Source organism: Micromonospora sp. NPDC005173, from assembly GCF_040608515.1.
GTDB lineage: Bacteria > Actinomycetota > Actinomycetes > Mycobacteriales > Micromonosporaceae > Micromonospora.
Window position 1 is genome coordinate 1 of record NZ_JBEXIK010000035.1, and the last position, 11,951, is coordinate 11,951.

General features: G+C 74.8%; 14 protein-coding genes, 1 tRNA gene and 1 pseudogene. 12 read left to right on the top strand and 4 right to left on the bottom strand.

Annotated features, from left to right (window positions below; genetic code table 11):
• From ABZV00_RS28050 to ABZV00_RS28085, 8 genes and pseudogenes are all read left to right on the top strand, one after another.
• Nucleotides 1–146, top strand: a pseudogene (locus ABZV00_RS28050) (4Fe-4S ferredoxin); the annotation flags it as partial.
• Nucleotides 143–1,399, top strand: a complete 1,257-nt coding sequence (nrfD, locus tag ABZV00_RS28055) for an NrfD/PsrC family molybdoenzyme membrane anchor subunit (protein ID WP_355611381.1) — start codon at nt 143–145, stop codon at nt 1,397–1,399. The pseudogene ABZV00_RS28050 and the gene nrfD, both read left to right, overlap by 4 nt.
• Before the next feature lie 13 nt (nt 1,400–1,412).
• A tRNA-Sec gene (locus ABZV00_RS28060) sits at nt 1,413–1,508 on the top strand.
• 22 nt (nt 1,509–1,530) lie between these two features.
• Entirely contained in the window at nt 1,531–2,835 is a 1,305-nt protein-coding gene (gene selA, locus ABZV00_RS28065; protein WP_355611384.1) for an L-seryl-tRNA(Sec) selenium transferase, read from the top strand.
• 2 nt (nt 2,836–2,837) lie between these two features.
• A complete protein-coding gene (selB, locus tag ABZV00_RS28070; protein WP_355611387.1) occupies nt 2,838–4,592 on the top strand; it encodes a selenocysteine-specific translation elongation factor in 1,755 nt (584 codons plus the stop codon).
• A gap of 65 nt (nt 4,593–4,657) precedes the next feature.
• Nucleotides 4,658–4,855: a hypothetical protein gene (locus ABZV00_RS28075; protein WP_089022155.1), complete on the top strand. Its 198-nt coding sequence runs from the start codon at nt 4,658–4,660 to the stop codon at nt 4,853–4,855.
• Nucleotides 4,856–4,934: 79 nt separating this feature from the next.
• Complete coding sequence (locus ABZV00_RS28080) at nt 4,935–6,212, top strand: hemolysin family protein (RefSeq protein ID WP_355611390.1); 1,278 nt, start codon at nt 4,935–4,937, stop codon at nt 6,210–6,212.
• Nucleotides 6,213–6,297: 85 nt separating this feature from the next.
• Nucleotides 6,298–6,483, top strand: a complete 186-nt coding sequence (locus ABZV00_RS28085) for a hypothetical protein (RefSeq protein WP_328426859.1) — start codon at nt 6,298–6,300, stop codon at nt 6,481–6,483.
• A 9-nt stretch (nt 6,484–6,492) separates the two neighbouring features.
• On the opposite strand, the gene ABZV00_RS28090 is transcribed toward ABZV00_RS28085, so the two are convergent.
• Nucleotides 6,493–7,143: a hypothetical protein gene (locus ABZV00_RS28090; RefSeq protein ID WP_328416546.1), complete on the bottom strand. Its 651-nt coding sequence runs from the start codon at nt 7,141–7,143 to the stop codon at nt 6,493–6,495.
• 133 nt (nt 7,144–7,276) lie between these two features.
• Between ABZV00_RS28090 and ABZV00_RS28095 the strand changes: the two genes are divergently transcribed.
• Entirely contained in the window at nt 7,277–7,471 is a 195-nt protein-coding gene (locus tag ABZV00_RS28095; RefSeq protein WP_328416548.1) for a hypothetical protein, read from the top strand.
• Here the strand turns inward: ABZV00_RS28095 and ABZV00_RS28100 are convergent.
• The 3 genes from ABZV00_RS28100 to ABZV00_RS28110 all read right to left on the bottom strand — a co-directional run bounded on the left by ABZV00_RS28100 (nt 7,468) and on the right by ABZV00_RS28110 (nt 9,106).
• On the bottom strand, nt 7,468–7,944 hold the full coding sequence (locus tag ABZV00_RS28100; RefSeq protein WP_355611394.1) for a hypothetical protein: 477 nt from the start codon (nt 7,942–7,944) through the stop codon (nt 7,468–7,470). The two genes, ABZV00_RS28095 and ABZV00_RS28100, sit on opposite strands and share 4 nt — an antisense overlap.
• Nucleotides 7,941–8,153: a phosphatidylethanolamine-binding protein gene (locus tag ABZV00_RS28105; RefSeq protein WP_328416551.1), complete on the bottom strand. Its 213-nt coding sequence runs from the start codon at nt 8,151–8,153 to the stop codon at nt 7,941–7,943. Before ABZV00_RS28105 ends, ABZV00_RS28100 begins: the two co-directional genes overlap by 4 nt.
• A 71-nt stretch (nt 8,154–8,224) precedes the next feature.
• On the bottom strand, nt 8,225–9,106 hold the full coding sequence (locus ABZV00_RS28110) for a universal stress protein (RefSeq protein ID WP_355611397.1): 882 nt from the start codon (nt 9,104–9,106) through the stop codon (nt 8,225–8,227).
• Between the two features lie 116 nt (nt 9,107–9,222).
• Here ABZV00_RS28110 and ABZV00_RS28115 point away from each other — a divergent pair, with 116 nt between their 5' ends.
• The 3 genes from ABZV00_RS28115 (at nt 9,223) to ABZV00_RS28125 (ending at nt 11,751) form a co-directional block, all read left to right on the top strand.
• Nucleotides 9,223–9,969 (top strand): SAM-dependent methyltransferase, encoded by a 747-nt coding sequence (locus tag ABZV00_RS28115; RefSeq protein ID WP_355611400.1) that lies wholly within the window; start codon nt 9,223–9,225, stop codon nt 9,967–9,969.
• An 82-nt stretch (nt 9,970–10,051) separates the two neighbouring features.
• On the top strand, nt 10,052–11,230 hold the full coding sequence (locus ABZV00_RS28120) for a PP2C family protein-serine/threonine phosphatase (RefSeq protein ID WP_355611403.1): 1,179 nt from the start codon (nt 10,052–10,054) through the stop codon (nt 11,228–11,230).
• Between the two features lie 56 nt (nt 11,231–11,286).
• Complete coding sequence (locus tag ABZV00_RS28125) at nt 11,287–11,751, top strand: MarR family transcriptional regulator (protein WP_328416559.1); 465 nt, start codon at nt 11,287–11,289, stop codon at nt 11,749–11,751.
• The last annotated feature ends 200 nt before the right edge of the window (nt 11,752–11,951 follow it).

Genomic DNA, 11,951 nt, shown 5'->3' on the forward strand with positions numbered 1-11,951 from the left:
TGTTGGATGAGCCTGAGGTGTATGGGCTGCCGCCGGATCCGGTGGTGACCACCCGGGACCTGCCGGCCATGTGGAAGCGCGCCGGCCTGGCGGCGCTCGCCATGGCGGCGGCAACCGTCGCCGCGTTCGTCGGAGGTTCCTCGTGAGTCCAGACCGTCCCCCGGTGGGTGACCTGTTCCGTCGCTTCCGCGACCGGCTCGCCGCCGAGGGCGCCGAAGGCCCCGACCGGCTCGGCCGCCCCACCCGGCCGGAGACGAACGGCCACGGCGCCACGCGGAGCGACAGCCCAGCGGCAACCGCGAGCCGTGGAACGGCGGGCACCGAGGCCCAGGCCGACCTGACCCCGCAGCCGCCGCGGACCGCCGAACCCGCCGGCCGGCGGACTGGCCGGCGGGGCGGTCGTCGCGGTGGTGGCGAGGAACTGCGGGTGCCAGAGGCCGAGTTCACCTCGTACTACGGCCGGCCCGTCCTGAAGCCGCCGGTCTGGAAGTGGGACATCGCGGCGTACCTGTTCACCGGCGGGCTGGCCGCCGGCTCGTCGCTGCTCGCCGCGGGCGGGCAGCTCACCGGCCGACCGGCACTGCGCCGGGCTGGTCGGGTCACCGCGCTTGCCGCCGTCAGCGCCAGCGCCGTCTTCCTGGTCAGGGACCTGGGCAGGCCGGCGCGGTTCCACCACATGCTTCGGGTGGCCAAGCTGACCTCACCGATGTCGGTGGGTACCTGGATCCTCACCGCCTTCGGGCCGGCCGCCGGGGTGGCCGCGATCGCCGAGGTCGCCGACTGGCTGCCCCGGCACGGGCTGCTCGGGCTGGCCCGTCGAGCGCTGCCGCCGGTCGGGCACGCTGCCGGGCTGCTCGCCGCCGGCACCGCGCCCGCGTTGGCGACGTACACCGGGGTGCTGCTCGCCGACACGGCGGTGCCGTCCTGGCACGAGGCGTACCCGGAGCTGCCGGTCATCTTCGCGGGCAGCGCGTTGGCCAGCGGCGCCGGCGTGGGTCTGCTCGCCGCGCCGCCGGCCCAGGCCGGGCCGGCCCGCCGGATGGCAGTGGCCGGCGCGGCCCTGGAACTGTTCGGCGCGCACCGGGTGGAGACCCGCCTCGGCCTGCTCAGCGAGCCCTACCGGCTGGGTCTGCCCGGTCGGCTGCTGCGCGCCGGTCGGCTGTTGACCTCGGTCGGGGTGGCCGGCGCGCTGCTCGGCCGGCGCAGTCGGGTGGTTGGCGTGCTGTCCGGCACCGCGCTGCTGGCCGCGTCGGTCGCCACCCGGTTCGGCATCTTCCACGGCGGCGTCGCCTCCGCCCGCGATCCGCGGTATACCGTGGTGCCGCAACGCGAGCGGGTCAATGCTCGCCGGAATGGTATGGATCTTCCACCTGGCCCGGCGGCCCCGCCTGTGTTGTGATCGAATGTCCGGTGGAGGCGTTCAGGCGGCTGGTGCCCCTCCCGGTCTTCAAAACCGGAGTGGTCCGGGACCCGGGCCAGGCGGGTTCGATTCCCGTCCGTCTCCGCCAACGCGCGGCAGGAGTTGACGTGATGGGCGAGGGGCCGGTGGACCCGCGACGCCGGGTGCCCCGCACCGACACGCTCCTGGCCGACCCGCGGCTGACCGCGGCCATCGCGAGCCTCGGGCGGGACCGCGTCAAGTCGGTCGTCGCCCAGACGCAGGAGCGGGCCCGTCGCGGCGAGATCGGCCCCGACGAGGTCCGTGACGCTGCCGTCGCCGCGCTGCCCGCACCCGGCCCCCGCGCGGTGCTCAACGCCACCGGCGTCGTGCTGCACACCAACCTGGGTCGGGCGCCGCTGTCGCCTACCGCGGTCGCTGCGGTCGTGGCCGCCGCCGGGCACACCGATGTGGAGCTGGACCTGTCCACCGGGCGGCGGGCCCGCCGCGGCCGCGACGCGATCGACGCGCTGGCCGCCGCCGTGCCCGACGCGGGCGCCGTGCACGTGGTCAACAACGGCGCCGCCGCGCTGGTGCTGGCCGCCACCGCGTTGGCCGCCGGCCGGGAGATCGTGGTCAGCAGGGGCGAGCTGGTCGAGATCGGCGACGGCTTTCGCCTGCCCGACCTGCTGGAGAGCACCGGCGCTCGGCTGCGGGAGGTGGGCACCACCAACCGCACGACGCTCGCCGACTACGCCGCCGCAGTCGGCCCGAACACCGGCTTCGTGCTCAAGGTGCACCCGTCGAACTTCCAGGTCACCGGCTTTACCTCGGCCACACCGGTCCGGCAGTTGGCCACCATCGGCGTGCCGGTGGTCGCCGACATCGGCTCCGGCCTGCTCACCCCGGATCCGCTGCTGCCCGACGAACCGGACGCGGCGAGCAGCCTGCGCGCCGGCGCCGCGCTGGTCACCGCCAGCGGCGACAAGCTCCTCGGCGGCCCGCAGGCGGGGCTGCTGCTCGGCGACGCCGAGCTGGTCGACCGGCTGCGCCGCCATCCGCTGGCCCGGGCGTTGCGCGTGGACAAACTCACCCTGGCCGCGCTGGCCGCCACCCTGCACCGCCCGGACACCCCGACCCGGACCGCGCTGCACGCCGACCCGGGCGTCCTGCGCCGGCGGGTGGAGCGGCTGCGCGACCTGCTCGGCGCGGACGGTCGCAAGGCGGAGGTGGTGCCGGCGGTCGCCGTGGTCGGCGGCGGCGGGGCCCCCGGCGTGGAGCTGGATTCCTGGGCGCTGAGCCTGCCCGAGCGGTACGCCATGCCGCTGCGCACCGGCGCCCAGCCGGTGCTCGGCCGGGTGGTGCGGGGCCGGCTCCTGCTCGACCTGCGCTGCGTGCCGCCCGACGCCGACGAGGCGGTCCGGGCGGCCGTGCTGCGCGTACCCGGAGACGACTGACCGTGTTCGTCGTCGCCACTGCCGGGCACGTCGACCACGGCAAGTCGACCCTGGTCCGGGCGCTGACGGGGATGGAGCCCGACCGGTGGGCCGAGGAACGCCGCCGGGGGATGACCATCGACCTGGGCTTCGCCTGGACGACGCTGCCATCGGGCGGCACGGTCGCCTTCGTCGACGTACCCGGGCACGAGCGTTTCGTGCCGAACATGCTCGCCGGGGTCGGGCCGGTGCCGGCGGCGCTGGTCGTGGTCGCCGCCGACGAGGGGTGGATGCCGCAGTCCGCCGAGCACCTGGCCGCGCTGGATGCGCTCGGCGTCGGGTATGGCCTGCTCGCGGTGACCCGCGCGGACCTGGCCGACCCGGGGCTGGCCATGGACCGGGCCCGGGCCGAGATCGCGGCGACCAGTCTCGGCGTGGTGGAGACGGTGGCGGTCAGCGGGCTGACCGGCGACGGCCTGCCGGAGCTGCGGGCGGCCCTGGATCGGCTCGCCGCCCGGCTGCCCGTTCCCACAGTGGACGATCCGGTCCGGCTCTGGGTGGATCGCAGCTTCACCGTGCGGGGCAGCGGCACGGTGGTCACCGGCACCCTCGGCGCTGGCCGGTTGCGGGTCGGTGACGAGCTGGAGCTGGCCGGCGCCGACGAACCGGTCCGGGTCCGTGGCCTGCACTCACTCGGCCAGGCCCGGCCGGAGGCGGCGGCGGTGGCCCGGGTGGCCGTCAACCTGCGTGGCACGCCTCGTGACCGGCTCGGCCGCGGCGACGCGCTGCTCACCCCGGGCCGGTTCCACCACACCGACCTCGTTGACGTCCGGCTCACCGGCGACCCGGCGGCTGACCTGCCGGCCACCCTCACCCTGCACGTCGGGTCGGCGGCGGTGCCGGTACGGGTCCGCCCACTCGGCCCGGACACCGTCCGGCTCAGGCTGGCCCGCCCGCTGCCGTTGCTGGTCGGCGATCGGGCGCTGCTGCGCGACCCGGGCCGGCACCACGTGTCCGGCGGGGTGCGGGTGCTGGACGTGGCGCCACCGCCGCTGGCCCGCCGGGGCGCTGCCGCCGCCCGCGCGCAGGTCCTCGCCGACCTGGACGGCCGGCCCGACCTGGCCGGGGAGCTGCGCCGCCGTCGGCTGATCCAGGCCGGCGCGCTGATCCGGATGGGGGTGCCGGTGCAGGCCGCGCCGGTGGCCGGCGACTGGCTGGCCGATCCCGGGCACTGGCAGCGACTCGGCGACCAGGTGACCGAGGAGGTCGCGCGCTACGCACGGGAGCACCCGCTGGAGCCCGGCATGCCGGTGGACGCGCTACGCCAGCGCCTCGCCCTGCCCGACCGGGTGTTGGTTGAGGCGCTGGTCCGGCCGCCGCTGCGGATCCACGCCGGCCGGGTCGGAACGGCGAGCGCCGGCGCGCTGCCCGAACCGGTGGCGCTTGCCGTGCAGCGGGTCCGGGCCGAGTACGCCGACCGCCCGTTCCGCGCCCCCGAAGCGGACCGCCTCGTCGACCTGGGGTTGGGCCCTCGGGAGATTGGGGCCGCCGTACGCGCCGGTGCATTGCTGCGGCTGGCGGACACCGTGGTGCTGCTGCCCGACGCGCTCGACGACGCGGTCCGGGTGCTGGCCGCGCTGCCCCAGCCGTTCACGCTGTCCGCGGCCCGTCAGGCGTTGGACACCACCCGCCGGGTGGCGGTGCCGCTGCTGGAGCTGCTGGACCGCCGGGGCGCGACCCGTCGACTGCCCGACGACGCCCGCATCGTCGTCACCTGACGGTCGTGCCCGGCTGACCCGGCCAACCGGCCACCGCATCACCGACGGTCACCTACGGTGACGCCATGGACCCTTCGGCGGTCTGGCGGGACCGGCAGCACCGGTGGCGGATCGAGGCGTACCGCGCCCCGGACCTGCGGTTCGCCATCTACGCCACCAACGGCCCCACCGAGTCCGCCCCGCTCTGGCTGTTCGGCATGTCGGCGCTGGCGCGGTGGCTGATGACCCACGCCATCTCGCTGGACGACCTGGAGACCGACTGAGCGCCGGCCGGCTGGAAACCGCACCCAGAGCTGGTCCCGCTGCGGTTGAGTGGCCTGAGGCGGCGGACGGGGGTGCGCGGTGGGCGGTCAGCTCGGGCAGTTGGCGCTGGTGGCCGTTCTGGTGCTGGTCAACGCCGCGCTCTCCGGCAGCGAAATGGCACTGGTGACGCTGCGCGAGGGGCAGCTGCGACGGCTGAGCCGGCGGACCAGCGCCGGCGACCGGCTGGTCCGGCTCACCCGCGACCCGAACCGCTACCTGGCCACCATCCAGCTCGGCATCACCCTGGCCGGGTTCCTCGCCTCAGCGGCGGCCGCGGTGTCGCTGGCCGAGCCGCTGGTCGCCCCGCTGGGCTTCCTCGGCGCGGCGGCCCGACCCGCCGCGGTGGTGCTGGTGACGGTGGTGCTGACCTTCGTCACGCTGGTGTTCGGCGAGCTGGCCCCGAAGCGGTTGGCCATGCAGCGCGCGGAGCGCTGGGCGCTGCTCAGCGTCGGCCCGCTGGACCTGCTGGCCCGGCTCTCCCGTCCGGCGGTCTGGCTGCTCAGCCGGGCCACCGACGCGGTGGTCCGGCTGGCCGGCGGCGACCCGCGGGCCAGCCGGCAGGAGATGACCGAGGAGGAGCTGCGGGAGATGCTGGTCAGTCAGCGTGGTCTGTCGGCCCAGCAGCGGGAGATCCTGACCGGCGCGTTCGACATCGCCGGCCGGACGCTGCGGGAGATTCTGGTGGCCCGGCGCGAGGTGACCGCGCTGCCGGCGGGCCTCGCCGCCGACGAGGGGGTACGGAAGCTGGCCGCTGCCGGCCGGTCCCGCGCTCCGGTCACCGGCCCGGGTGGCCTGGACGAGGTGATGGGCGTGGTGCACATCCGCGACCTGGTGCAGGCCGGCGTCGGCACGGTGGGGGAGAGGGTCCGGCCGCCGCTGCTGCTGCCGGTCACCCTGCCGGTCGCCGAGGCGTTGCGTCAGCTCCGTCAGGAGCACCAGCAGCTGGCCCTGGTGGTCGACGAGCACGGCGGTATCGACGGCATCGTCACCCTGGAGGACCTGCTGGCGGAGGTGGTCGGCGAGTTGTACGACGAGACCGACCGGGACGTACGGGGGGTGATCCGGGAGTCGGACGGGTCGCTGTTGGTGGCGGGTGACTTTCCGCTGCACGACCTGCCGGACCTCGGGGTGCGGCTGAGTTTCCCGCTGTCGAGGGAGTACACCACGGTGGCCGGGCTGGTGCTCGCCCGACTGGGTCACCTGCCGAGCGAACCGGGGGAGACGGTGCGGCTGCCCGGGTTGACCCTGGAGGTGGTGGAGGTCGCCGACCGGGCGGTTCGCCGGGTGCGGCTCCGCGGATTCGTCGCCGAACGCTGAGCCGGGCCCGCCCTCCACCACCCGGACGGGGGACAATACCGCCGAATTCGCCCGCAGCGGATGGGCGCCACATACGGTGCGATACGTGAAGGACCGAGGGTTGCGTACGTTCGTCACGGTGCTGGCCGGCCTCGCGGTGATCTATTTCGGTAGTACCGGCCGCAGTCCCGAGGAGGGCCGTGGCCTCTCCGGCGGGTTGGTGGTGCTGGCGCTGCTCGCCGCGCTGCTGGTGTGGCACCTGACCCGGCCGGGCGACAAGACGGTGAAGTGAGCGCCTGCCTCAGCGGGCGGCGACGCGGGTGACCTCGCCGGCGGACTCCTCGCCGAGCGCCACCCGGACCAGCGCCGAGGCGAGCCGGCCGAAGTCCGGCTCGTCGACCAGCCCGGCCAGTCGGTCGGGTGAGCCCGGCAGGCCCAGCCGCTTCGCACCGGCGAGTGCCCGGCGGTCGGCGTACGGGCGCAGGTCGGACCAGACCGTCTGTGCCTCGCGCAGGTAGATGTCCGCGCCGGTGGGCCCGATGCCGGGAAACTCGGTGAGCCGCCGACGCAGCCCGGCCGGGTCGCCCTGGGCCTCCCGGTGCAGCCGCCGCAGGTCACCGTGCCAGCGGTCCAGGCACAGCCGGGCGCCGGTGCCGAGCATGGTCGCGGTCCGCTCGTCGTAGCGGCGGTAGTGGCCCCGGCCCAGCGCGTCCACCCGCTGCTGCCAGCTGGCCGCCTCCATCGCCTGCGGCGTGCGGTAGCCCGCGGCGAACAGCTCCCGCGCGGCGTCCACCGCCACGCACGCCCGGATCCGGGTGCTCAGCAGGGTGGCCAGCACCAGCAGCTGGTACAGCGGACCGGGGCGGTCCGAAAGCCGGATGCCCGCCTGCTCCGCGTACGTGTCGTGGTGTCGGTCTAGCAGGACCCGCGCCACCGTTCGGTCGTTGCCCACGTCCGGTGGGTACCCGCCCGGCGGGCGGCTAGCCCTCCCGGCGGCGAGCGGGGCCGGAATGGCACCGGGCCGGGCGGGTATGCCTGCGGTGGAGGCGGTCGATGCCGCCTGCCGTACCCGGAGGGAGACACCCGTGGTCAACCCGCAGCAGGAGGAGTTCCGGCGCAACGCCAAGGGAGCCACCAGTCAGGACAGCAAGGTGCCCACGCCGACCGGGCACCCGCTCAACCGCGGCTCGTCGCGCGGAGACGAGGGTCGGCCGGTGCCCAAGGGTCAGGTGTCGCCGTACGGCCCGGCGGGTGAGCCGGTCGCCGAGGACGACAGCTAACGGTTTCGCCCTGACGGCCGCCGCAACCTGTTCCAGGTGGCGGCGGCCGTCAGCCCGAACGCCAGGTGCGGAATGATGTCGGAGATCCAGTCGGAGCGCCGCCAGGTGCGGGGGTCGCTGATGCCCAGTGCGGTGATGGACCCGTCAGTCATGGTCATCACGCCCGCGCCGAGCACGCCGGTGGCCATCGGCAGCGGCTGCCGCCGACCACGTGCGTAGAGCGCGAACGCCACGCCCGCGCCGATGCCCAGCCCGTAGCCGATCAGAGGCCCGAGGCCCGAGCGGCGGTTCGCCGCCCGGGCCCCGGGCCCCAGATCCACGTGCGCGATCCCGGCCAGCCGGTCCACGGTCTGCTCCGGGACGCTGCTCGCCGGCCGTGCCCGAAGGACCATGTCCAGATAGCTGACCACGTTCAGCGCGGCGCTGCCGACGGCGCCCGCGATGGCGCCGTCGGCCACGTCAACCGTCCTCATTTCGGGTCGCCCGGTTCGCGTTCTCCCTTGGGTCCGTACGTGCGCTCGCCGCGCACCACACCCCGTTGGCCGCGGTCCTCCTGCAGGATCTTGTTGGCAACCTGGTTGGCCTTGCCGTCGGGTACCCGCCGTCCGGAGTCGTCGATCACGTTGCGCATTCGCGCTCGCTGCTTGTCGTACGCGTTACTGCCCGGCCGTGGTCCTGGCATCTGCTGCCTCCTTCGTCGCCGTTGGCGTACCGCGCTCGTCTACCCGTCTGACAGCGGGCCATTCCCGCGTCTCAGCGGGGGGCGCGGACCACGGCGACCGGGCAGTGCGCGTGGTGCAGCACCGACTGGCTCACCGACCCCAGCAGCAACCCACTCACCTGGCCGCGCCCCTGCCCGCCGACGACCACCAGTTGGGCGGAGCGGGACGCCTCGGCGAGCACGGCGCCGGCCCGCCCGTGCACCGCCCGCCGGGTCAGCCGCAGCTCGGGGTGGCGCTCGGCCAGCCCGGTCAGCGACTCGGCGAGGACCTGGTCCTCCTCGTGGTGCAGTTGCTCCGCGTCGTACACCAGGGGCTGCATGTCGCCGGGGCGGGTGCTGGGCGGGTGCCGGTAGGCGTGCACCGCCAACAGCGGTGCGTCGCGCGCCACGGCGGTCTCGGCGGCGAACTCGGCGGCGAGCCGGGACGCCGGCGAACCGTCCAATCCGACCAGCACCGGCTCGCCGGGATGTTCCACGCCGCGAGCCACGAGCACCGGGCAGTCGGCGTACGCGGCAACCTGTACCGCCACCGAGCCGACCACCAGCGAGGTGAAGCCGCCCAGCCCTCGGTCGCCGAGCACGATGAGAGCGGCGGTGGGGGATTCGCCCACCAGCACCGCGGCGGCCTCACCGTCGATGATCTCGCCGGAGATCGTCAGCCCCGGTACGGTCGCCTCGGCCTCGGCCACCGCCGCCGCGACCAGTTCCTCGGCCTGGTGGCGCAGCCCGCCGCCGGCCGGGGCGTCCGGGGCGGGGGAGACGGGCACGTGCAGCAGCGGCCAGATGAACCCGTGCACCACCCGCAGCGGCCGGTGTCGGCGCGCGGCCTCCGCGGCGGCGAGGCGCACCGCGCGCAGGGACGGCTCCGAGCCGTCCACGCCGACCACCACCGCTGCGCTGTTCGCCGAGTTCACCGGCCACCTCCCGCCGGGGCCAGTATCGCGGGCGGGAACGGCTCGGCGGAGCGATACCGCCCAGGACGTCGGGGTCGGTACGCTGGCGGCGACCGGTCGGGGAGGGGGCGTCGTCGATGGGTGAACCGGACCAGCCGAGCACCGCTCGCATGATCGACTTTTGGCTTGGCGGGGATCACCACTTCCCGGTCGACGTGGCCGCCGCGACCGCCTTCGAGCAGGCGTACGGGCCGTGCGCGCCGGTGTTCCGGGAGCTGAGGGCGTTCCTCGGTCGGACGGTACGGGCGATCGCCGGGCAGGGCGTGGACGGGTTCCTGGTCTTCGGCGCGGGGGTGCCCACGATGGGCAACGTGCACGAGGTCGCCGCCGAGGCCACTGTGCTCTACACCGACGTCGACCCGGTCACCATCCGGCTGGGGCAGCGCATCCTCGTCGGCAGCGACCGGGCCGGCTACGGCTACGGCGACGCCACCGACATCGGCACCATCGATCCGGCGCAGCTGCACCGCTTCGTCCCAGGCTGGGGCCGGCGGCCGGTCGGGGTGGTCTTCCTCGGGCTCGCCGCGTTCCTCGACGACGACACGCTGACCCGCACCCTCGACGAGCTGTACGCCGCCGCGGCGCCGGGCAGCCTGCTGGCCGTGGACTTCGACACCGAGGAGCTGGCCGGTCATCCGGAGGCGCAGGCGATGATGGGGCCGGCGTTCCGGATGCGGCCGCCGTCGTCGTTCGCGCCGTTGCTGGGTCGATGGACGCCGACGGCGGACGGAATCGTGCCGGTCACCCGGTGGCGGCCGGACGGCCCGCCGGCCGAGGTGCCCGACGCGTTCCACGGTGTGCTCGCGACCCGCGGCGCCGACTGACGCCGCCTCGACCGCGCCGGCGGGCTGTCCCGGGGCGTCCGTATGATGCTTGCCCTGTAGCAAGCTTCTGGAGAGGACGACCATGGAGGACGCGCCGGGTGTGGTGTCGCGTGCGCTGCGCGAGGCCCCACCCGACCAGCTGGCGGAGGCCGCCGACAGGGCGATCCGCTCGTCGTTGGGCGCGCTGCGCACCGACGTGTTCGTCGCCGACTATCGGATCAGCGGGCTCTGGCCGTTGCTGGACCCGGAGCTGCCGGCGGGCGGGTTCCTGGCCTGCCACACGGTGGCCCAACGCTGCTTCAGCAGTCAGCAGCCGGTGCGCGACTCCGCCGAGGACGGCCCGTGCCGGCTCTACCTGCCGCTGACGGCATGGGGGGAGCGGCTGGGCGTGCTGCTGATCGAGCTGCCCGCCGTGCCGGGCCCGGCCGTCACCGGCATCGCCACGGACATCGCCGGCGTCGTGGCGGTGGCGATGCGGGCCGCGGACCGGGAGACCGACCGGTACCGGCGGGCCCGACGCCGGGAGCGGCTCAGCATGGCCGCCGAGATGCAGTGGGACCTGCTGCCGGGGCGCAGCGTGGCACACCACGCGTTCCACCTCGCCGGTCAGCTCGAACCGGCGTACACCGTGGGTGGGGACCACTTCGACTGGTCGCTGGACGGCGACCGGCTCACCGTGACGGTGCTCAACGGCGAGGGCAGCGGCCTGGCCGCGTCGCTGCTGACCGCGGCCACAGTGAACGCGATGCGCAACGCGCGCCGTTCCGGTGGTGGTCTGGTGGAGCAGGCGGAGTTGGCCTCGGACACGGTCTTCTACCAGCACCGGGGCCGTCGGCACGTGGCCACCCTGCTGCTGGAAGTGGACACCCGCACCGGGCGGGTGCGAGCGGTCGACGCCGGCTCGCCGCACATGCTGCGGCTGCGCGGCGCGGTGGTCGAGCCGGTGAAGCTGGATCAGCAGCTGCCGCTGGGCATGTTCGCCGAGACCCGCTACGAGTTGCAGGAGTTCCAGCTCGCGCCGGGTGACCGCGTCTTCGTGGTCAGCGACGGGGTGTGGGCGGCCGAGCCGGCGGGCCTAGAGCCGTACGGGCAGCGGGTGATGACCCGTTCCCTGCGCGCCACACGGTTGCAGCCGGCGACCGAGGCGGTTGGTACGGTGATGCGCGAACTGCACGCCTACCATGTGGACTCCGATCTGCGCGACGATGCCGTCGTGGTCTGCCTGGACTGGCACGGTCCGGGTGATAGCGACGGCGGGTGAGAGTCGTCAGCGGTCCGTCGGGCGGGCACCAGCGCGACAATGGCAGGGGACATCGGGTGGAGCGACCTGCGGATCTCGCAGCGGCGATCGACGCGGCCGCCGAGACGCTGATCGCCGTGCTCGATTCGGCCGCGGCGCGACATCAGGTGCCGCCGACCCAGCTGCGGGTGCTGGCGTTGATCAGCAGCCGGCCGGAGACCAATGTCAACCGGTTGGCGGAGCTGTTGGACGTGGTGCCCTCCTCGGCCAGCCGCCTCTGCGACCGACTGGAGGCGACCGGTCTGCTGCGCCGGGTGGCCGATCCGCGGGACCGGCGCGAGGTGCGGTTGGTGCTGACCGCCGCCGCGCAGACCCTGCTCGGGGAGTTGGCCGAGCGGCGGCAACGCGCGGTGCAGGTGGTGCTGGACCGGATGCCGCAGCGGGGCCAGCACGATCTGCTGCTGGCGTTGCTCGCGTTCGGCCGGGCGGCGACCCAGGTGGTGCCGGAACAGCAGACCGACTCGGCGGTGCAGACAGCCTGAGCGGACGCAGGACCCGTCCACTACTATCCTAGGACGCCTTACGCGTGGTGATCCACGCCACAGTGCGACACAGCCGCACCGACCACCGCGCGGCGGCGCCCCAGAGCTCCGACGGAAGCCCGATATAGTGGCACCGCACTCACCCGGCCCGTGATCATCGAGATCGCGGGCCGAATCAGGGAAGAGGTCCCGTTCCGGGG

Coding starts and splice junctions, on each gene's coding strand:
- selA (WP_355611384.1), top strand. CDS start 1,531: ATGGGCGAGGGGCCGGTGGACCCGCGACGCCGGGTGCCCCGCACCGAC.
- ABZV00_RS28075 (WP_089022155.1), top strand. CDS start 4,658: ATGGACCCTTCGGCGGTCTGGCGGGACCGGCAGCACCGGTGGCGGATC.
- ABZV00_RS28100 (WP_355611394.1), bottom strand. CDS start 7,944: ATGAGGACGGTTGACGTGGCCGACGGCGCCATCGCGGGCGCCGTCGGC.
- ABZV00_RS28105 (WP_328416551.1), bottom strand. CDS start 8,153: ATGCCAGGACCACGGCCGGGCAGTAACGCGTACGACAAGCAGCGAGCG.
- ABZV00_RS28115 (WP_355611400.1), top strand. CDS start 9,223: ATGGGTGAACCGGACCAGCCGAGCACCGCTCGCATGATCGACTTTTGG.
- ABZV00_RS28120 (WP_355611403.1), top strand. CDS start 10,052: ATGGAGGACGCGCCGGGTGTGGTGTCGCGTGCGCTGCGCGAGGCCCCA.